15 protein-coding genes and 1 pseudogene are annotated in these 20,025 nt (G+C 66.9%); 9 read left to right on the top strand and 7 right to left on the bottom strand.

Annotation, left to right across the window (positions count from 1 at the left end):
* Positions 1 to 20: 20 nt before the first annotated feature.
* The gene (gene leuA, locus QH168_RS13815) at positions 21 to 1,814 is read left to right on the top strand and encodes a 2-isopropylmalate synthase (RefSeq protein ID WP_280235028.1); all 1,794 of its coding nucleotides are present in this window, start codon (positions 21 to 23) and stop codon (positions 1,812 to 1,814) included.
* Between the two features lie 167 nt (positions 1,815 to 1,981).
* Positions 1,982 to 4,273 carry a MinD/ParA family ATP-binding protein gene (locus tag QH168_RS13810; RefSeq protein WP_280235027.1) on the top strand — a complete coding sequence of 764 codons (2,292 nt, stop codon included), beginning with the start codon at positions 1,982 to 1,984 and terminating at the stop codon, positions 4,271 to 4,273.
* A 169-nt stretch (positions 4,274 to 4,442) separates the two neighbouring features.
* On the opposite strand, the pseudogene QH168_RS27710 reads toward QH168_RS13810, so the two are convergent.
* The 3 genes and pseudogenes from QH168_RS27710 to QH168_RS13790 all read right to left on the bottom strand — a co-directional run bounded on the left by QH168_RS27710 (position 4,443) and on the right by QH168_RS13790 (position 7,498).
* Positions 4,443 to 5,175 (bottom strand): annotated as a pseudogene (locus QH168_RS27710) (LysR substrate-binding domain-containing protein).
* Positions 5,176 to 5,232: 57 nt separating this feature from the next.
* Positions 5,233 to 5,805 carry an LppA family lipoprotein gene (locus QH168_RS13795; protein WP_280235024.1) on the bottom strand — a complete coding sequence of 191 codons (573 nt, stop codon included), beginning with the start codon at positions 5,803 to 5,805 and terminating at the stop codon, positions 5,233 to 5,235.
* A gap of 1 nt (position 5,806) precedes the next feature.
* Positions 5,807 to 7,498, bottom strand: a complete 1,692-nt coding sequence (locus QH168_RS13790) for an alpha/beta hydrolase (RefSeq protein WP_280235023.1) — start codon at positions 7,496 to 7,498, stop codon at positions 5,807 to 5,809.
* An 89-nt stretch (positions 7,499 to 7,587) separates the two neighbouring features.
* Between QH168_RS13790 and QH168_RS13785 the strand changes: the two genes are divergently transcribed.
* The 5 genes from QH168_RS13785 (at position 7,588) to QH168_RS13765 (ending at position 12,647) form a co-directional block, all read left to right on the top strand.
* Complete coding sequence (locus QH168_RS13785) at positions 7,588 to 7,920, top strand: WXG100 family type VII secretion target (RefSeq protein ID WP_280235022.1); 333 nt, start codon at positions 7,588 to 7,590, stop codon at positions 7,918 to 7,920.
* A 250-nt stretch (positions 7,921 to 8,170) separates the two neighbouring features.
* Positions 8,171 to 9,934, top strand: a complete 1,764-nt coding sequence (locus QH168_RS13780; RefSeq protein WP_280235021.1) for a hydroxysqualene dehydroxylase — start codon at positions 8,171 to 8,173, stop codon at positions 9,932 to 9,934.
* Between the two features lie 76 nt (positions 9,935 to 10,010).
* On the top strand, positions 10,011 to 10,655 hold the full coding sequence (locus QH168_RS13775) for a pyridoxamine 5'-phosphate oxidase family protein (RefSeq protein WP_280235020.1): 645 nt from the start codon (positions 10,011 to 10,013) through the stop codon (positions 10,653 to 10,655).
* A 37-nt stretch (positions 10,656 to 10,692) separates the two neighbouring features.
* Entirely contained in the window at positions 10,693 to 11,925 is a 1,233-nt protein-coding gene (locus tag QH168_RS13770; protein WP_280235019.1) for a Mur ligase family protein, read from the top strand.
* Positions 11,926 to 11,936: 11 nt separating this feature from the next.
* A complete protein-coding gene (locus tag QH168_RS13765; protein ID WP_280235017.1) occupies positions 11,937 to 12,647 on the top strand; it encodes a type 1 glutamine amidotransferase in 711 nt (236 codons plus the stop codon).
* 383 nt (positions 12,648 to 13,030) lie between these two features.
* Here the strand turns inward: QH168_RS13765 and QH168_RS13760 are convergent, their stop codons facing one another.
* The 4 genes from QH168_RS13760 to QH168_RS13745 all read right to left on the bottom strand — a co-directional run bounded on the left by QH168_RS13760 (position 13,031) and on the right by QH168_RS13745 (position 18,921).
* On the bottom strand, positions 13,031 to 13,447 hold the full coding sequence (locus tag QH168_RS13760) for a hypothetical protein (protein ID WP_280235015.1): 417 nt from the start codon (positions 13,445 to 13,447) through the stop codon (positions 13,031 to 13,033).
* 754 nt (positions 13,448 to 14,201) lie between these two features.
* Positions 14,202 to 15,266, bottom strand: a complete 1,065-nt coding sequence (locus QH168_RS13755; RefSeq protein ID WP_280235013.1) for a zinc-binding metallopeptidase family protein — start codon at positions 15,264 to 15,266, stop codon at positions 14,202 to 14,204.
* A gap of 5 nt (positions 15,267 to 15,271) precedes the next feature.
* Complete coding sequence (locus QH168_RS13750; protein WP_280235012.1) at positions 15,272 to 16,156, bottom strand: transglutaminase family protein; 885 nt, start codon at positions 16,154 to 16,156, stop codon at positions 15,272 to 15,274.
* Positions 16,153 to 18,921 (bottom strand): circularly permuted type 2 ATP-grasp protein, encoded by a 2,769-nt coding sequence (locus tag QH168_RS13745; protein WP_280235011.1) that lies wholly within the window; start codon positions 18,919 to 18,921, stop codon positions 16,153 to 16,155. Before QH168_RS13745 ends, QH168_RS13750 begins: the two co-directional genes overlap by 4 nt.
* Before the next feature lie 218 nt (positions 18,922 to 19,139).
* On the opposite strand from QH168_RS13745, the gene QH168_RS13740 reads away from it, so the two are divergent.
* On the top strand, positions 19,140 to 19,355 hold the full coding sequence (locus QH168_RS13740; RefSeq protein WP_280235010.1) for a hypothetical protein: 216 nt from the start codon (positions 19,140 to 19,142) through the stop codon (positions 19,353 to 19,355).
* Positions 19,352 to 19,993, top strand: a complete 642-nt coding sequence (locus QH168_RS13735) for a hypothetical protein (protein ID WP_280235009.1) — start codon at positions 19,352 to 19,354, stop codon at positions 19,991 to 19,993. Before QH168_RS13740 ends, QH168_RS13735 begins: the two co-directional genes overlap by 4 nt.
* The last annotated feature ends 32 nt before the right edge of the window (positions 19,994 to 20,025 follow it).

The raw sequence follows: 20,025 nt of genomic DNA, 5'->3' as shown, positions 1-20,025 counted from the left end.
CCACACCCACGGAGAATCGCATGTCACCCGCTGACGCCTTCGTATCCGGCACGCGCACCATCACCGCGCCGTCCAAACCCGCGCCCGCCGATCAGCCCGCGTGGAACCAGCAGAAGAACTCCTCCATGGCGACCTTCCGGTACCGCCCGTTCGCCGAGGAGGTCGAGCCGATCACGCTGCCCGATCGCACCTGGCCGGACAAGGTCATCGATCGGGCGCCCGCCTGGTGCGCGGTCGATCTGCGCGACGGCAACCAGGCCCTGATCGACCCGATGAGCCCCGCCCGCAAACGCCGCATGTTCGATCTGCTGGTGCGGATGGGTTACAAGGAGATCGAGGTCGGCTTCCCCTCGGCCAGCCAGACCGATTTCGATTTCGTCCGCGAGATCATCACCGATGGCGCCATCCCCGACGATGTCACCATCCAGGTGCTGACCCAGTGCCGCCCCGAACTGATCGAGCGCACCTTCGAGGCCTGCTCGGGCGCGCCGAACGTCATCGTGCACTTCTACAACTCCACCTCCATCCTGCAACGACGGGTGGTGTTCCGCGCCGACCGCGACGCGGTGCAGAAGATCGCCACCGATGCGGCGAAGCTGTGCCTGGAGACCGAGAAGAAGCACCCCGACACCGCCTGGCGCTACGAATACAGCCCGGAGTCCTACACCGGCACCGAGCTGGAGTACGCCAAGCAGGTCTGTGATGCGGTTTCGGAGATCATCGCGCCCACCCCGCAGCGGCCGCTGATCATCAACCTGCCCGCCACCGTCGAGATGGCGACGCCGAATGTCTACGCCGATTCCATCGAATGGATGCACCGCAATCTGGCCCGGCGCGATTCGATCGTGCTGTCGCTGCATCCGCACAACGACCGCGGCACCGCCGTCGCGGCCGCCGAGCTGGGCTATCAGGCCGGTGCCGACCGTATCGAGGGCTGCCTGTTCGGCAACGGTGAGCGCACCGGCAACGTCTGCCTGGTCACCCTCGGCATGAACCTGTTCTCCCGCGGCGTGGACCCGCAGATCAACTTCTCCGATATCGACGAGATCCGCCGCACGGTCGAATACTGCAACCAGCTGCCCGTGCACGAACGCCATCCCTACGGCGGCGATCTGGTCTACACCGCTTTCTCCGGCAGCCACCAGGACGCCATCAACAAGGGCCTGGACGCGATGAAGGTGACCGCGGACTCGGCCGGTGCCGATGTCGACGACATCGTCTGGGAGGTGCCGTACCTGCCGATCGACCCCAAGGACGTCGGCCGCACCTACGAAGCGGTGATCCGGGTGAACTCGCAGTCCGGTAAGGGCGGCGTCGCCTACATCATGAAGACCGATCACGGGCTGGCGCTGCCGCGGCGGCTGCAAATCGAGTTCTCGCAGGCGATCCAGCAGATCACCGACGGTGAGGGCGGCGAGGTGACGCCCAAGGAGATGTGGGACGTCTTCTCCACTGAATACCTCAACCCGATCCGCCCGCTGGAGCGGATCAAGCAGAAGGTCACCGCGTCCGAGACCGACGGCGGCACCGACGCCATCACCGCGACGGTGAAGGTCGACGGCGTCGAGCAGGAGGTCACCGGCACCGGCAACGGTCCGCTCGCGGCGTTCGTCGACGCGATCGCGACCGTCGGGTTCGATGTGGAGGTCCTCGACTACTCCGAGCACGCCATGTCCGCCGGTGACGACGCACAGGCCGCGGCCTATGTGGAATGTGCGATCGGCGACAGGATCGTCTGGGGTGTCGGCATCGCCACCTCCATCACCACCGCCTCGCTGCGCGCCGTGGTTTCCGCGGTCAACCGGGCGAGCTGAGCATTCACCGGCGCGGTCCGGACGGCTCTGTGCCGGTCCGGACCGCGCTGCCGTGTTCCCGACCCGGTAAGCCACGGCATGCACGGGCGCTGACTCACCTGCTAGCGTGAAGCCGCACTTCAGCCACCGAGCTCTCTGCTCGAAATGCCCGAGCAGATGGGGGAACTGTGACAGACAACGACAACCCGACTTCTCCGCCCTGGCTGCAAAGTCATCCGGCGGAGGGTGCCGGAATCGCCACCGAGTCCGACGCACCCCAGCAGCCGAACAACGATGCCGATGGGTCCGAACCGTCCGCGGCCGCCGATGCGAACCCGGCGGACGATACGCCCGAAACCGAATCGGGCAGTGGCGTAGGACCTGCCGATGTGACGTCGGTGTATTCGGTGAACGAGCCGCCGGTGGGTGCGGACCAGTTCGCCGGATCGGGTGCTTCGGCGTCCGAGCCATTCGCGCCGCACACCAGCGGCCAGTTCGCAGTGCCCGGCCAATCCCCCGAACAGTTCGCGCCGCATACGAGCGGCCAGTTCGCGGTCCCCGGCCAATCCCCCGAGCAGGCCGCGCCACATACCAGTGGTCAGTTCGCGGTGCCGGGTCAGTTCCCTGATACGGGTGCGTCGTTCGCACCTCCCGGACAGTTCCCCGAACAGGGTTCGTTCGCGCCGCCGAACCAGTTCTCCGAACAGCAGGGTTCGTTCGCGCCGCCGGGGCAATTCCCGGAGCAGGGTTCCTTCGCGCCGCCGAATCAGTTCCCGGATCAGGGCTCGTTCGCACCGCACACCAGCGGTCAGTTCGCGCAGCCGGGCCAGTTCCCCGAACAGGGCTCCGGCCAGTTCCCCGACACCGGTACGTCATTCGCGCCTCCCGGACAATTCCCTGAACAAGGTTCGTTCGCGCCGCCGGGCGGTCCGTTCGCGCCGTCGGGTCCGTTCGATCCGTCGGGGCCCGGCCAGTTCGCGCCGGGTCCGGGGCAGTTCCCCGAGCAGCCGGTTCCCGGCCAGTTCGAGCCACCCGCGCCGGGACAGTTCGACCATCAGCCGAACCCGAACCAGTTCGAGCAGGCACCGAACCACGGCCAGTTCGAGCAGCAGGCTCCCGGCCAGTTCGAGCAGCAGCACGTTTCCGGGCAGTTCACGCAGCCGCCGGGTCCGGGTCAGTTCGAGCAGCCGGGACAGTTCTCCGACGCCGGTCGTGGACAGTTCGCTCAGGGTGGATACGCGCCGCCCGGTGAGCAGTTCCAGGCTCCGCCGCAGACACCCGAGCAGTCGAATCACCATCAGCCGACGCCCGACGGTGGCGACCCGCACGGCGGCGCCATCAACAGCTGGGCCCCGCCGCCGATCGCACCGCAGCAGCAGAGCTACCAACAGCCGCAGCACTCCGCGTCCGCCGGTATGGGTGGTGGTCCGTCAACGGGGCAGTACCAGACGCCGGACTGGCAAGGCGGCGCACCGCAGGGACAGCAGGGGCAGCCCCAGCAGCAGCCGTTCGTACCGCAGCACATGCCGCAGCCCGGACAGCCAGGACATTCGGTCAACGACCTGAACCTGCTGAAGCGGGCGCGTAAGGCCCCGCGCAGCGGGTGGCGCCGGGCGGTGCACAAGGCCTCGCGCGGCATCATCAACCCGGGTGAATCCGCCGCCGATGTCGTGCACGCCGATCTGATCGAGCGCGTCAACCAGCCGGTGCGCGGCGATTACCGGATCGCGATCCTGTCGCTGAAGGGTGGTGTCGGTAAGACCACCACGACCGTCGGCATCGGATCCACGTTCGCCTCGGCTCGCGGTGACCGGGTCATCGCCATCGACGCCAACCCCGACCTCGGCACGCTCGCCCATCGGGTGCCGCGCCAGACCCGTTCCACGGTCCGCAACCTGCTCGAAGATCAGCACATCACCAGGTACTCCGATGTCCGCGCGCATACCTCGCAGGCACCGAGCAGGCTGGAAGTGCTGGCCAGTGAACAGGATCCGGCGGTTTCGGAAGCGTTCAGCGAGGCCGATTACCGCAAGGCGATCGGCATCCTCCAGTCGTTCTACAACATCATCCTGACCGACTGCGGTACCGGCCTGATGCATTCGGCAATGTCGGGTGTGCTCGATATGGCCAGCTCGCTGGTGCTGGTGACCTCACCGGCGATCGACGGCGCACGCAGCGCCTCGGCCACCCTCGACTGGCTCGACCACCACGGCTACAGCAAGCTGGTGGAGCGAACCGTCGTGGTGGTCAACGCCTCCCGGCGCGGCGCCTCTTCGGTCGATATCGATCAGCTGCGCAAACTGTTCCTCGACCGCACCCGCGCGGTGCAGGTGGTGCCGTTCGACGACCACCTCGCCGAAGGCGCGGAGATCGATCTGGAGCTGGTGAGCAAGCCGACGCGGCGGGCGCTGCTGGAATTGGCGGCCATGGTCGCCGACGACTTCGGGTACGCGGCCGGGCAGCAACCGTACGGGCGCTGATCGAGCCGACCGCACGGCGCACGCGGCGGCGACCGAGTGCCACCCGCACCCAGGCGGTGGTAAGGTCTGCGGATTCCGGCGCCACGACGGGTTCGGCTCGCGAATCCGCCGCGCCGCGTTCGCTACCGAACCGACGATGACCCACAGTGGCCTGGCATTCCGCACCGGATCAGTTCGAGATCTCAGCGGCCGCGGCGATGAAGGCGTCCAGGACCGTGGCAATCGCCGGACGCTCCGGCGCGCGTGGCCTGGTGGCGATCTCGTACAAGCGTGCGGCCCGGACACCGGACAGTCGCAGCACCGACAGCTCTGGATGGGTGACGGCGTGGCGCGGCATCAGCGCGACGCCGTAGCCGGTCGCCACCAATGTCTCGATCATGCGGAATTCGTTGAGGCGCTGCGCTATTCGTGGTTCGACACCGGTGGCGATCGAGCGCAGCACGTCGTCCACCGGAAACCCGCCGCGAACGCTCAACCAGCTCTCCTCGGCCAACTCCGCCGGGGTGACCGATGTGCGCCCCGCCAGCCGATGGGTCGGCGCGACCACCACGTCGATGGGCTCGCGCATCAGCACCCTCGAGGCGATGCGCGGCCCGGCCCGGCCAGGGGCGCGGCGCGTTCGTCGCGGTGGGTGAGGACGATGTCGTAATCGGCGAGCAGACGATGGGTTTCGCTCGGCGGGACGTCCTCGTCGCGGGCGATGACCTCGACACCGCTGTCCGCGAGCGCGGGCAGGACCCGCGGCAGTAGCAGCGCGCCGCCGGACGGGAACACCGCCACCCGCACCCGGCCCCGTGGCGAGCCCCGGTAGTGCGCCATCTCCGTGATCGCGCGGTCGCGGTGGCGGCGACAGTGCCGCGGTCGGCGAATTCACGCAGCACCCGCAGCCGTTCGAGCGACATCGGCGAACCAGCGGCATTTCACGAGAGGGCTCCGCACTGAGGTGCTACTCGCGGGCGCTATTTCGCGGCGGGGGTCGGAAGGTCTTCGGTGCGGAGGCGGCAGCCGGTGAGGCCGGTGATGAGGGCGGCTTCGCGAGTACCGATGGTGATTTCGTTGCCGTGGTCGGGCGAGTGCAGGGTGATGTCGTGGTGTCCGGGTTCGTCGGCGCGGACCGTCAGGGTTGTGATGCCGTGTTGTGCGGCGAGGTCACGGGAGACGCGCAGGACTTCGGGCCATCGGTCATCTGTGATCGGCGTCGACGAGTAACTGCTGTCGGTCGCCATCGACACACCGTTGGTTTTCGAGTACGGACCCGGGCAACCGAGCGTGTTCTGGCCGCGGTCGACCTTCACTTCCCAGTCGAGTTCGGGCGCCACGGTCTCGGCGCCTGCGGCTATCTGCTGGATGAGGGCGAAGAGCTGGTGTTCGGTGTCTTGAACCGACGGCAGATTCCGCAGCATCGCTTCGGCGTGGGCGATTTCGTCGGGAGTGGGTGGGTGATCGGGATCGTCGAGTCGGCTGCCGCATCCGCTGAGCACGACCATCACGACGATCGACATCAGCGTTCCCGCGCAACCCTTGGCCACCATGTCACCGCACCGCCAGATGCGGCAAACCCGCAACGATGACCGCCATGTTGTATCCGGCAGTGCGCAGCTCACCATTGCCGCTCGGCCGCGGGTATTCGCTGTGACCGTTGGAGTCCTCCCGGCGAACGCCATCACTCGTGGTGGCCTCGGCGACCGAGATCTGTTCCAGCTTCGTTGTCACCGGGTCGGGGCCGAACACTCCGTAGTGGTCGGCCAGACTGATCGGGTCGTCGGGCGCGCGCATGACGAACCCGCGGCCTTGTCCGAGATTGAGATCGCTCTCGTCATCGGCATTGATACCTGGCGATCCGTAGAACACCGCGTCGTCGACCGGGTTGTTCGGTCCGAGTTCCTGGAGCGCCAGGGCGGTCGTGTACGAACCATAAGAGTGACCCAGCGCCGTGATGTGCGGATCAGGCTTGTTGGAGGACGCGTCCAACCCTTCGAAGAAGCTCGCCAGCTTGGGTGCCCCTGCTTCGGCTCGGCCGGTACGAGCCGCATCGAGTCCGATGTCGGGTGGCGGCTCGTATCCGAGCCAGGCGATTGTTGCGACCCGCTCATCAGGGCGGCCGCTCAACGACAACTGCTTATCCGCCTCACGCTGGACCGCGACCGCTTCGTCGGCCATTCCGCCCAATGACGGCATCGTCGTCGACACCCCTGGCACGGTCACCGACACATGATCGGCGTTATCAGGATCCCCGATCGCGATCGCGGCCATACCCTTATCCCCCGATTCCATGTCCAACAACAGAAGTCGTGCACCGGTATCGGGGTTTCCCGGGTCGAGGGGATGTTTGTCCAGTGTGCGCTCGAGCGAATCGAGGTCGGTCAGCTTCGCTTCGATCCGGGCGAGTTCGGCCTTCTCGTCCGCATTCGGGATCGGCGCGTTGGGGTTCTTCGGCGGTCCCGGATCGTCTTTCAGTTCCTCTTTCAGCCGGTCGCGTTCCCTGGTCAGCCGTGCCCGCTCGTCATCGATCCGGTTGATGTTCGCCTCGTGGCGTGCCATCGACGGGATGCCGTCGCGGTTTCCGATCCACGCCGGATGCTGTTCGATGATTTCGCGGCGCTGCTGATCGTCCATGGCGGCCCAGTAGGCGTTGTTCTGCTGTGGTGTGGCGTTCTCCGGTGGGGCTGGTGCGGTCAGACCGCCCTGGGCGGCGCCGGTGGTGGAAGCCGCGACGATGTCGGTGGCGCCGTTATCGGTGATCTCGCCGTTGGCGGCTCTGGCCAATACGGCCGCGGCATCGGCATTGATGTCGTCGGCTTGCCGCATGACGGCGCGGGCGGCGTCGATCAACTCGAGTCGCAGCGCCTCCACGGAGGCGGGGTCGGGTGCGTCGGGTCTGTCCGCGATGGTGACGTGACCGTGGTCCCAGACCTCGAGCCCGGCCTCGGTGGCCCTGCGGTCGATCGTCGCCAGCGTCTGCTTCAGATGCTTGACGGCCGCGCGGGTCTGGGTCGTCAGCGCTCGGACCGCGCCGAGTGCGGCGGCTTCATCGGTCAGCTGATCCGCGGTATCGGCGAACCGTCGGCGGGCGGCGTCGGCGGCATCACCTTCCCAGCCGGGGAGCTTGCCGATATCGGCGAGCTGTTTGTTGACGTCCTCCACGGTGCTGATCCGCCGCGACAGCGACGTCTCGAGCATCTCCAGGGCGAGTTCGTTCCACCAGCGAATATCGGGAAGCAACATGAATTCGGCGTCCCCCCAGACTGTATGTGCCGTCTACGTCTGCGGGTATGGTAGCGGCAACTACCGTTTTCCAGTAGCCAGGGGGCATCATGGCTGATCAGGTCGCTGTCGATCCCGAGGTCCTGCATGCGGCGGCCGGACGGCTCGACGTGTTGTTCAACGATTCCGGCACCGCCTTACGCGAGGCCGATCAATCCATAGCCGATAGCCATGAGGCATGGAAAGAGGATGCGGTGCCCGCCTTCGCGCGGTTCACCACCTACCTCGACGATCGCCGGACGATGCTGGAAAAGCATCTCGCCGAGATGGCGGAATCGCTGAAAACGGCGGCGGACACCCTGGCCACCCAGGATCAGGCGACGGCGGACACGCTGGTCGGCCAGTCTCCGCAGCAGCCGACCACCCTGAACCTCCAGCCCTGATTCGTACCGCGAGACCACCCGTCGATCCCGTGGCGGGCCGGTCGGCTCTGCGGTCGCACCGAAAGCTCGGTCCGGGTCGAACTTTCGGCGCCTGATCCACGCGCACCGGTGGTCGGACCGTCGACCGCGGCACAGCACCGGGCACCGATCACGCAGCTGGTTTGTGTAACCCGCACATCAGCCCCATGGGCGTGCGCTTACAGTGGTCGGAAATCAATGAGGTCCTGGAAGCTAGGCAGCAGAGCGGCGCATGGCGAAACAACAGTGGACCGTATCGCGGCGGGTGGTTCTTCGCGGTGCGGTCGCGGCGGGGGTCGGTGCGGTATCGGCGGGGGCGTTGGGCGCGGGATCTGCCAGCGGTGGTCCAGGCGGGCGCGTTGCCGTGTTCGGTGGTGGCGTCGCGGGGCTGACGGCGGCGCATGAGCTGGCCGAACGCGGATTCCAGGTGACCGTCTACGAGCGACGGGCCCTCGGCGGCAAGGCACGCAGCATTCCGGTGCCGGGCACAGGTACCGGTGGACGGCCGGATCTGCCGGGCGAGCACGGGTTCCGCTTCTTTCCGGGTTTCTATCACCACATTCCCGACACCATGCGGCGAATCCCGTTCAGCGCCAATCCGGATGGCGTATGGAACAACCTGGTCGCCGCGCCGCAAGCACGGTTCGCGCGCCGCGACGGCGACGATTTCCGGCTGCCGCTCGGCGCCGCGCATCTGGCCACCGCCACCCCGCAGGCGTTCCGGGAGACCATGGGCGCGTCCATCGCGACCGCGCTGCGGATGCCGCCCGCCGAAGGCGCCTTCTTCGCCAACCGGCTGCTGGTGTTCTTCACCAGTTGCGATGCCCGCCGCTTCGGCCAGTGGGAACACATGTCCTGGCGTGATTTCGTTCGCGGCCACCAGCGTTCGCACGAATTCCGCGCCCTGCTCTCACGCACACTCACCAGTCTGCTGGTGGCCGCCAAGGAAGATATGGCCAGTGCACGCACCATCGGCAATATGGGCGAGCAGTTCCTCGGCAATCCACTCGAGATCGGCAATGACGGTGATCTGGACCGGGTGCTGAACGGGCCGACCAACGAGGCGTGGATCGATCCGTGGGTGGTTCGGCTACGTGCGCTTGGCGTCCGTTTCGAACTCGGCGCCGAGGTGCGCGGACTCGACGTGCGGGACCGGCGGATCAGCGGCGCCAGGATCGTCGACGGCACCGGCGCCGCCCGCACCGTCGACGCCGACCACTATGTGGTCGCGCTGCCCGCCGAACGCGCGCGCACGCTCTGGTCACCGGATATCCGCGCGATCCGCCCCGAATTGGCCGCCATGGACAATCTGCACACCGACTGGATGAACGGCATCCAGTTCTATCTGCGCACCTCACCCGATATCGTCACCGGCCACGCGGCCTATATCGATTCACCGTGGGCGATCACCTCGATCAGCCAGAACCGGCTCTGGAGCCGCAAACTTCCCGAGTTCGGCGACGGCACGGTCGCCGACTGTCTGTCGGTGGACATCTCCAACTGGAACGCCCCCGGCATCCTGTACGGCAAACCGGCCAAGGAATGCACCCACGAGGAGATCGCCCGCGAGACCTGGGCGCAGATCACCGCCCATCTCAACGACCGCGGCGAGGTCCTGCGCGACGCCGACCTGCACTCCTGGTTCCTCGACCCCGGCATCACCTGGCAGGCCGAACAGCGCCGCAACGTCAACGCCGACCCGCTGCTCATCAATACCGCCGGTTCATGGGATTCGCGTCCGCAGTCGCACGGCGCGCTGGAGAACCTGTTCCTCGCCGGTGACTACGTGCGTACCAACATCGACCTCGCCACCATGGAAGGTGCGTCCGAATCGGCGCGCGCCGCCGTCAACGCCCTGCTCGACGTAACCGGGTCCGATGCACCGCGCTGTCGCACCTTCACGCTGTACCGCTCGCCGGAGCTGGAACCGCTGCGTCAGGTGGATGCCGATCGCTACGCCAGAGGCGAATCGAATCTGTTCGATATCGACATCTAGAAGGTGATCGATCCGACTCCGGCACACGGACAAAACGGGTTCGCCGGACGCCGCGCCCGGTGTTTCAATCGTCGATATGAGCGAAAACACCCCTGAGATATCCGATCCCGCCGAACTCAGGGAACTGCTCGGCGCCGTGATGCCGCGTGCGGTCAGCAAGGAACGCGTCGCCCTGCACCCGCGCGACCGGGAGTGGATCTCGCTCACCCCGTTCCTGGTGATGTGCACCAGCGACGCCGACGGCAACTGTGACGCCTCCCCGAAGGGCGATCCGGCCGGATTCGTCAAGGTCCTCGACGACACCACCATCGCCATCCCGGAACGTCCGGGTAACCGCCGCGCCGACGGCTACCTCAATATCCTGGCCAACCCGCACGTCGGACTGCTGTTCATGATCCCGGGCCGCCGCGAGACCCTGCGCGTCAACGGCCGGGCCCGGCTCATCCGCGACGCCCCGTACTTCGAGGACATGGTGGTGCGCGGGCACCGGCCGATCCTGGCCGTCGAGGTCGCCATCGAGCAGATCTTCTTCCACTGCGCCAAGGCGTTCATGCGCAGCCATCTCTGGGAGCCGGACAACTGGCCCGTCGACACCCTGCCCAGCCCGGCCAGGCTGGTCAAAGAGGTGCAGACCGGGATCACCGAAAGCGTCGAAGACCTGGAGGCCTACTATTCGGCGGCCAACTACACGCGCAAGCTCTACAACGACTCCCCGACCTGATCCGGCCCGCATCGCGCGGCGAACATAGACTCGCGGCGTGGCAGACATATCGGTGCGCGGGCGGATCGCGCTGCGGGCAGCCGCGGCGGCGTCGTGGGCCTCGCAGAAGGCCGGTCGCGGCAAAGGGTCGATGATCGGTGGGCTGATCGCCCTGAAAATCGATCCGACCATCATGGATCAGCTGGGGCGCGGACGGCGGACGGTGCTGGTCACCGGCACCAACGGCAAGTCGACCACCACCAGGATGACGACGGCGGCGCTGAGCACCCTCGGTACCGTCGCCACCCAGGCCGACGGCGCCAATATGGACGCGGGCATCGTGGCGGCGCTGAGCGTCGACCGGACCGCCGAGCTGGCCGCCATCGAGGTCGACGAACTGCACCTGCCGCACGTCACCGATGCGTTGAACCCGGCCGCGGTGGTGTTGCTCAACCTCAGCCGCGATCAGCTCGACCGGGTCGGCGAGATCAACATGATCGAACGCAGACTGCGCGCGGGCCTGGCCCGGCACCCCGACACCATCGTGATCGCCAACTGCGACGATGTGCTGATCACCTCCATCGCCTACGACCACCCGAACGTCGTGTGGGTGGCCGCGGGCAGCGGCTGGGCGATGGACGCCACCAGCTGCCCGCGCAGCGGTGAGCCGATCGTCTGGGAGGGCGAGCACTGGCGCAGCACCGGCGCCGATTTCCAGCGCCCGCAACCGGAATGGTGGCTCGACGGCGAAAAGTTGCGCGGCCCCGACGAATTCACCGCCGAACTGCGGTTGGCGCTGCCGGGACGGGCCAATCGCGGTAACGCGGCGCAAGCGGTGGCCGCCGCGGTGGCGCTCGGCGCCGACGCCGCCCAGGCCACAGCGGCGGCGGGCACGGTCCGCGAGATCGCTGGCCGCTACCGGACCGTTCAGTTCGGTGAGCATGCGGCGCGGCTGCTGCTGGCGAAGAATCCGGCCGGTTGGCAGGAAGCGCTGTCCATGATCGATCACGATGCGGCCGGGTTGGTGATCGCCGTCAACGGGCAGGTGCCCGACGGTGAGGATCTGTCCTGGTTGTGGGATGTGCGGTTCGAGCATTTCGAGGGGGTGCAGGTCGTCGCCGCCGGTGAGCGCGCCACCGATCTCGCGGTCCGGCTCACCTACGCCGGGGTCGAGCACACCACCATCGCGGATCCATTGCGCGCCATCGCCTCCTGCCCCGCCGGACGGGTCGAGGTGCTGGCGAACTACACCGCCTTCCGTGATCTGAACCGCGAACTCGACGCGCGGTGAAAGGGACTTCGATGAGTGAATCGACCGTGCGGATCGGTCTGGTCCTGCCGGATGTGATGGGCACCTACGGCGACGGCGGCAATGCGCTGGTGCTGCGGCAGCGGCTGCGCATGCGCGGCCACGACGCCGAGATCGTGGAGATCACCCTGTCCGATCCGGTGCCGGACTCGCTCGACATCTACACCCTCGGCGGTGCGGAGGATTCCGCGCAGCGGCTCGCCACCCGCCACCTCCAGCGCTATCCCGGCCTACAACAGGCCGCCGCGAAAGGCGCACCGGTCCTGGCGATCTGCGCCGCGATCCAGGTCCTCGGCCAATGGTATGAAACCTCCACCGGCGAACGCGTCGACGGCGTCGGCCTCCTCGACGCCACCACCTCGCCCCAGGACACACGCGCCATCGGCGAGGTGATCACCACCCCACTCGTCCCCGGCCTGTCCGCACCGCTCACCGGCTTCGAAAACCACCGCGGCGGAACCTCACTCGGCCCGGACGCCACCGGCCTGGCCCGCGTCACCCGTGGCGTGGGCAATGGCGTCGGCGACGGCCTCGAGGGCGTCGTCCAGGGCTCGGTCATCGGCACCTACATGCACGGCCCCGCCCTCGCCCGCAATCCCGAACTCGCCGACCTCATCCTCACTCGCGCCCTCGGCATCGACTCCCTCGATCCACTGGACCTCCCCGAGGTGGATCAACTCCGCCGCGAACGCCTCCGCGCCTAGTTCGCACCGGTCCGGAGATGTTCCTACCGATGTGTCACCCAGCCTCCCAGGAGGGCGGCAAGGGATGTGGAAGCGGGCGCCACCTATACGATCAGCGCGCGCAGGGCAGCGTCGAGGCGGTGAGGACCGACGACGGGCCACCGACTTCGCCGTGGCCGCCGCACAACCCGGCGGCTCCGCGAAGTCGCCGGACAGCAGCCCGGCTGAGTGGGATATATCCACCGCCGCACTGGCAAGGGGAGGGTCGACCGCCGCTAGAACCGCAGAGCGAGCCTTGAACATCGCGCGTCCAGGGCTCGCTCATCCACACACCTGTCCATGATCCCGCTGACACCTGCGTTCACCGCTTCAGCGCTGTGCACAGCCCGCTGGCCGGCAGTAACTCAGGGTGCCGAACGATGCAATTTCCACCCATTGATCATGAATTCAACGTATTCATGACCGGGAACCTTTGAACTTAAAGAGCCATTCTCGTATTCGATCGAGTAACGAATTATCGGGTCACCGAATGGCCTGACGGGAACCGACAGTAGAACTCCAGTAGTGATTATCGAACTCAGCGGATCTTGGATATCAGCAATTGAGAATGGATCGTCGCGCGCAATAAGCAGAGAGACACTCAGCCCTAGGTCGACTCGAATACCATCATCAGTTCGCGTGAGCGTGAACGGAGAACCCATGACACGTGGAACCGCCACTATGACGTTCACATCTTTGTCAACCAGGAATAACCCATCTTTGCCGAACTCATCCACGAGCCAGGAATGCAGTCCATCCATTACCTGATCAAACTCGTCCATCCCGACGTCTCCCACTCATCCTCATCCAGACCTACTGATCAGCACTCCACGTGCGACTCGGGCCCATACCCGTTCTGGTAGTTCTTGGTCGTCTTACCATCAACCGTGAGAAGTCCCTGAGCCATGCCACGATACACCCCGGGCACACAAGGGGTTCCGTTCTGAGACATGACAGTGTACTTCTTGCCCGGATTTGGGTAGTGCACGGTTCGTTGAACGACGCTACTTTCGACTCTAATCCAGTTCGATCCGTCGAATTTTGCGTAATAGATAAGGACGTCAGCACGATCCACCTCCCCCGCGCACACTAGGCTTCCTTTGACATCCATCAGCCCGGGCGAACCTTTCGACTGATGCACTTTGTGCACTTTGAGTTCACAACTTCCCGCGTCTGCATTTGCAATTACAGGATTCGCCATCGCAGTCAACCCAGCCATAGCGGTGAAGATAGAAGATACCAATAGGCCGATCCGTCGCCGATGCCCGGATCCAATCGTCAGCGTACGATTCATTTTCGAACAGCCCCCTTGATGCATCTCGCTTTACGAACTTGTCCCCGTCAGCGTGAACTAAACCATAGTACGAGGCCGAAGAGGTTCGGTCAAAAGAGAAATCGTAGAACGAGAGCACTGATGCAGTGATACGTCGACTTGCAGCGGCCACAAGTGACGCCTCAACGTCATGTCTTCTCGCGGAATGCCGCTGCCAAGTGCCGCTCGCTGGTGGGTGGGGTCTGTGTTGGGCTGTTGGCGGCTCAGGGTCGGCCGGTATCAGTAGGGGCTGTGGCGCCGCAGAGGTCGTGGACCAGGCGCATCTTTTCCAGTACGGGGCCGGCCAAGACGAAGGGGTACAGGTCGGGGTGGCCCATGGAGCGGTTGAGCATATTGAGGGACCAGGACAGGGGGATCCAGAGGTCGATGATGCGGTCGAACCCGGCTCGGCCGGTTTGCGGGCGGTCCATGGTGGCGCCGGCGGGGGCGAAGGCGAAGGCCGCGGCGGTGTCGAGAGTGTCGCGGATGTGCAGGTAGTGGGCGAAGGTTTCGGCCCAGTCCTCGGCGGGGTGCATGGTGGCGTAGGAGGAGACGTAATCGGATTCCCAGCCGGGTGGGGCGCCGTCGGAATAGTGGCGGTCCAGGGCGGCCTGGTAGTCGGTGTGTGGGTCGCCGAAGAGGGTGCGGAAACGATCGAGGGAAGTGTCGTCGGGCACGAGGATCGGGAAGTAGTAGTGGCCGATCTCGTGGCGGAAGTGGCCGAGCAGGGTGCGGTAGGGCTCGTCCATCTCGATGCGGAGCTGTTCGCGGTGCGGATCGTCGGCCTCGGCGAGGTCGAGGGTGATCAGCCCGTCGGCGTGACCGGTGACGACGTGGTCGTTGGCACTGGACAGCAGGTCGAAGGCCAGCCCGGCCGCCGGATCGGTATCGCGGCCGACGATGGGCAGTCCGAGTTCGACCAGTTGCAGGATCAGCCGCCGCTTGGCCGCTTCCGCATCGGCGAAACCGGCCAGGCCCTCGGCGTCGTCATCGTTGGGTCTGGTCCTGGTCAATCGGCAGGAATCGCACAGTGCGGTGCTGCCGTCCTCCCCCGGCCGTACCCGCACCAGCCAATTACAGCGCGCGATATGCAGATTGGCGCACAGCTGGAATTCCTCGGCATCCACCACCCCCTGCGGATGGCCGGGCTCACCGTGTCGACCGGGCTCGCCGATGATCACCAGCGCCCGCCGGTTGACGCTGAAACCCAACGGGCTGCCGCACGACAGGCACACCGAGTTCTCGAACGCGAGCTGCTGACCGCATTTCGGGCAGATGAAATCACGCATGTGGACTACACCTCCAACGGTGCGACATCGACCGATACCGAGATTTCACTATCAGCGGCGTCGGTGTAGATGATGCCGCGCACGGGTGGGACGTCGGCGTAATCGCGGCCCCACGCCACGGTCACATAGCGTTCGTCGGCGAATTGGTCGTTGGTGGGGTCGAAGCCGATCCAGTCACCGGCACGGTCGTCGGACGGGAACCAGGCCGCGGCCCATGCGTGCGTCGCGTCCGCGCCGACCATACGTTCGCGTCCCGGCGGCGGATCGGTGGCGAGATATCCCGAGACGTAGCGGGCGGCCAGTCCGTGCGAGCGCAGACAGGCCGCGCCGATTCTGGCGAAGTCCTGACAGACACCGGCGCGCGCGGCGAACACATCGGCCACCCGGGTACTGATGGTGGTGGAGCCGGAGCGGTAGGTGAAATCCGCGTTGATGCGGCTGGTGAGTTCGGTGATCGCCTCGGACAGCGGGCGGCCCGGGGTCAGGGATTCGGCGGCGTAGGCGGTGACCTCGCCGGTGATTTCGGGTGGGTGCAGATCGAGGGTGAATTCGACGGCGAGCGGGCCGGTGCGGGCGGTGGGCCTGGCCTGTTCCCAGGGGATATCGGTGGCGCGCAGTGCGGGTGGGTCGACCTCGACCGTGGATTCCGCGCTGATCACCAGAGCCCGATGTTTGTCGGTGACATGGAAATACGAGCTGATATTGCCGTAGACGTCCGCACCCACCGACCGATCCGAGGGCACCGGGTCGATGTGGATGTCGTGGGCGAGCAGCCGCTGACGGGCATTGTTGCGCGGGGTGAGGAAGGCGCGGCCGTAGGAGCTGGTGACGTCGTCGGAGTAGGAGTAGGTGGTGCTGTGCCGCACGCGGTACCGGCGGGTCTGGATCATCCGACCACCCGGGTGTTGCCCCACAGCGGCTGGATCCCCACCGGCGTCGACAGTTTCGTCGCCTCGAGGGATTCGGCCACCTTGCGCAGGCGCAGGTGCACGCCGTCGAGTAGTTCGATCAGTTCGGTGCGGCGACCCGCGGCGTCGGTGGTGTCGAGGTCGGCGGGGTCGACTCGCCGTAGCAGCCGGCGCGCGTCGGCGAGCACGCGTTGCGACCGCGAGGAGCCCGAGAGGCCGGGCAGCGCCGCGAGACCGGTATCGATCAGGTTCAGCTGATAGGCCAGCGACCGCGGATTGCCTTCGTCGAACAGCAGCAGCCCCGCCACCGCGGCTTTTCGCAGCGAATCACGATGCCGCCGCCGGTAACTCACGGCGGATTCGGTGGCGCGCAGCACCGCTTCGGTCAGTACCCGGTCGACGTCGGTGGGACCGGACTCGGTGAGCGTCGCCGAGAGCAGAGCTGTCAGCGCCAGACCGCGTTCGATGCGTTTGCCGATATCCATGACGTACCAGCCGGTGTCACGCACCATCGACTCGGCGCCGATTCCCGAGAGCGCCAGCAGCCCGGCAAGGGTCAGCGAATGCACCGCCGCGAGCGCGGATTCCGGGTCGCTTCCGGCTCCCGGCCCCTGTCCGCGTTCCCGGAATCCACTCAGCGCCCGCTCCATCGCACCGACCACCATCCAGGTGTCGGGTGAGAGCTGATCACGCACCGCCCGCGCGGCCGAGGCGTACCGATCGATGGCATGTGCGAGGGTTCCTGGCCGGTCACGGTCGACGGTCAGCGAGACGAGGTACCGGTAGCCGTGGACGCCCGCGGTGTGCGTCTGGGTGCCGGATTCCACGACACGGTCCGAGCCTCCATCTGCGGAATCCTCCTGTCTCCCGGTCTTTCCCAGCGTCTCGGCATCCATATCGGTGCCGGTGCCGAGGCGCGTGGTGGATCGCGGGCCGGTCACCGTCGCGGAAACCTCCTCGACGCCATCCGGTGAGCCCATCGGACAGGCGATGCCGGTGGTGCGGCCGAGCGCGTCCAGCAGCAGCCGCACCGACCCCGCACCCTCCAACCAGGGCCGATAGCGGAAATCCTGGTGATTGGTTTGGGTGGCGATGAGCAGACGGACGAGGGATTCGGCGCGTTCGGCGTAGCGGCCCATCCAGAACAGGTCGCTGAGCACGCGTGGTGAGCTGACCGCTTCGACCACCGGCGTGATCGGCCGGATCCGCTCTTCGGCACCGGGCTCGCCGATGGCGGCGGTCTCGGCCGGGGCGGCGCGAACCCACACGTCCTTGGCCGCCACTTCGATCACCGAACGTCCTGGTTCGACGCGCTGCCGCAACTGGCCGAGCCCACCGGTCATCACGCCGTAGCCCTCGCGCCGCGCCAATGCGAACAATCGCATCCCCACCGGCGACGACGCCAGACCACCGGCGCCGTATACCGCCGGGGCCACCGAGAACTGGGCTGGTTCCTGCCCGACCCACTGCCAGCCATCGGCGTCGATCCGGGCCGCGAGATCTGCCCGCTGCTCGGCGGACAAGCGCGGCCCGACGATCGTGGCGCCATCGACAACCGAGCGAATGATCAGCCGGTCCAACCGGGCGAGCAGATGCGCACGCTCGAGATCATCGCCGCCCCAATACGACGGTGCGCCAGGCAATTCCAGTTCCTCACCGAACAGTGACCGCGCGATCGCCGGGAGGAACCCGGCAAGGGCGGGATTCTCCAGCAACCCGCTGCCGAGCGTGTTGACGACGGTCACCGCACCGCGCCGCAACACCTCGACCAGCCCGACCACCCCGAGCCGGGACTCGGGCCGCAGATCGAGCGGGTCGGCGAATTCCGCGTCCACCCGGCGCAGCACCACGTCGACCCGTTTCAGGGTGCCGAGCGAACGCATCCACAGGGCACCGTCGCGCACCACCAGATCGGCGCTCTCCACCAGCGGAAAACCCAGCGTCGAGGCGAGATAGGCCTGATCGAACGCGGTTTCCGAACGCACGCCCGGACTGAGCACTACCACGACCGGCTCGTCGGCGTCGGCCATCGGCGCGGCCTCGATCAGCATCAACCGCAGGGCACGCGCGAAGGGGGTCAGCGGACGCGGACTCGACTGTTCGAACGCACCGGGGACCGCGGCCGAGACCACCCGACGATCGGCGAGTGCGTACCCGGCCCCGGACGGCGCCTGCGCCCAATCGGCGAGTACGCGGTACTGCCCGTCGCTCCAGCGGCTGATATCGCAGGCATGCAGGAACAGTTGATGACGGCCGGGCACGGTGATCCCGTGTGCGGCACGGACATATCCGGCGCCGCCGAACACCACCTCCGGAGGAAGCAGACCGGACGTGAGCAGGCGACGCGGGCCATAGATATCGGTCAGTACTTCATCGAACACCCTGCTACGTTGCGCTACACCGGATTCCAGCCGCGTCCACTCGTCGGCGGCGACCAGCAGCGGGATCGGGTCGAGCCGCCAGGGCTCGGCCGCACCGTCGGCGGCGGTGTAGGTGATGCCGTCGTCCTCGACCAGCCTGCGGACCCGGCCGTCGAGCCGGTCGAGCCCCTCGGGCCCGATCTCGACGAAGTCGGCCGACAGCTCCGACCACATCCGCCGCACCCGGCCGTCGGCGTCGATCAGCTCGTCATAGAACCCGCCGGTGGACAGATCGCATTCGTCATAGCCACCGGCCTCGGCACCCGCCGCCCGGTATCTGTCGAACTCGGCGGCCACCCGCGCCCGCGTACCGGGTACGTCCTGCATCGCCTCGCGCCTCCCCTGTTCACCGGTACCGCGCCGAAACGGACGCGCCGAAACGGTGGTCCGGCCGTCATCCTCGCACGGATGCGGCCGGATTCCGGTGCACACGGCGCTCGCGCCGGACATCGCGGCCGATCACGACACGCACGGCGGTAAGGTCCCACCGGCGGGTGTGCACCGGTGTTATGCACGAATGACGGACCACGACGGTTGGAGGCGATATGCGCGCGACGATCTGTCCGTCCTGCGAGGCGGCGCTCGACCACTGCCACGGCACCCTGATACTGCATGCCGGACGCATTGCCGAATGCACCGAACCCGACTGCTTCGATGTCGACCACGCCCGGCACACGTTCCTCGTGGAATGCGCGGATCTGGCCGGTGGCTGCCGCTGCGGTTCTGCGCTGTCCGCGCGCACCCGTACCCTGGCCGGGTGAGCTACGACCACATCCTGTTGCCCTCCGGTGCGGCCACGACCCCGGCCGAGGTGGACGCGTATCTGACCACCCAGCAGGGGCAGCCGCAGTCCGAGATCGTCGCGGACATCGCGGCGGAGGTGAACCGGCGCAACGACGAACTGCCCGAGGAGGACACCTTCCTCGGTTCGGGGCCCGTCGGCGGTGCGGCCACCGGGTCGGTATTGCAGGTCTCCAGCCCGTACGACGCGATCGGGTTCGTGCGCGAGCTGCTGTTCCGATTGGCGACACCGCGGAACTACGCGGTCTACGATCCGCAGCTCACCTGGCTGATGGATCCGGCCGGTCATGTGCCGGTGAGCGTGTCGCATGGCGGCGCGGGCGAGTTCCCGTATCTGACCAAACCGCTGGCCGACCGCTGGGTGGCCGAGCTGACCGGGCCGAACCCGTATCTGGTGGTGTCGCGGGGCGATCAGGAATACATCCAGACCTACCACGAAGAGCCGCACTACATCCTGGAATACCGTGATGGCTCCGCCGAACGGCATTTCACCACGACGGTCGATGATTCGGCGCGGGTAGCCGAACTGATCTGGGCGTGGACCGCGGGCGATGCCGCCACACTGGACGACGTCGCCTGGACCCGGCTGAAGATCTGAATCCGCGACGCGGCCGCGGTGCCCGCCGGGAC

It is taken from the genome of Nocardia cyriacigeorgica (genome assembly GCF_029868385.1).
GTDB classification, from domain to species: domain Bacteria; phylum Actinomycetota; class Actinomycetes; order Mycobacteriales; family Mycobacteriaceae; genus Nocardia; species Nocardia cyriacigeorgica_F.
Note: the sequence above shows the minus strand (reverse complement) of the source record. Positions and strands in the feature narration are given on the sequence as shown.

Coding starts and splice junctions, on each gene's coding strand:
- leuA (WP_280235028.1), top strand. CDS start 21: ATGTCACCCGCTGACGCCTTCGTATCCGGCACGCGCACCATCACCGCG.
- QH168_RS13795 (WP_280235024.1), bottom strand. CDS start 5,805: ATGGTGGCCAAGGGTTGCGCGGGAACGCTGATGTCGATCGTCGTGATG.
- QH168_RS13790 (WP_280235023.1), bottom strand. CDS start 7,498: ATGTTGCTTCCCGATATTCGCTGGTGGAACGAACTCGCCCTGGAGATG.
- QH168_RS13785 (WP_280235022.1), top strand. CDS start 7,588: ATGGCTGATCAGGTCGCTGTCGATCCCGAGGTCCTGCATGCGGCGGCC.
- QH168_RS13780 (WP_280235021.1), top strand. CDS start 8,171: ATGGCGAAACAACAGTGGACCGTATCGCGGCGGGTGGTTCTTCGCGGT.
- QH168_RS13775 (WP_280235020.1), top strand. CDS start 10,011: ATGAGCGAAAACACCCCTGAGATATCCGATCCCGCCGAACTCAGGGAA.
- QH168_RS13765 (WP_280235017.1), top strand. CDS start 11,937: ATGAGTGAATCGACCGTGCGGATCGGTCTGGTCCTGCCGGATGTGATG.
- QH168_RS13760 (WP_280235015.1), bottom strand. CDS start 13,447: ATGGACGAGTTTGATCAGGTAATGGATGGACTGCATTCCTGGCTCGTG.
- QH168_RS13755 (WP_280235013.1), bottom strand. CDS start 15,266: ATGCGTGATTTCATCTGCCCGAAATGCGGTCAGCAGCTCGCGTTCGAG.
- QH168_RS13750 (WP_280235012.1), bottom strand. CDS start 16,156: ATGATCCAGACCCGCCGGTACCGCGTGCGGCACAGCACCACCTACTCC.
- QH168_RS13745 (WP_280235011.1), bottom strand. CDS start 18,921: ATGCAGGACGTACCCGGTACGCGGGCGCGGGTGGCCGCCGAGTTCGAC.
- QH168_RS13740 (WP_280235010.1), top strand. CDS start 19,140: ATGCGCGCGACGATCTGTCCGTCCTGCGAGGCGGCGCTCGACCACTGC.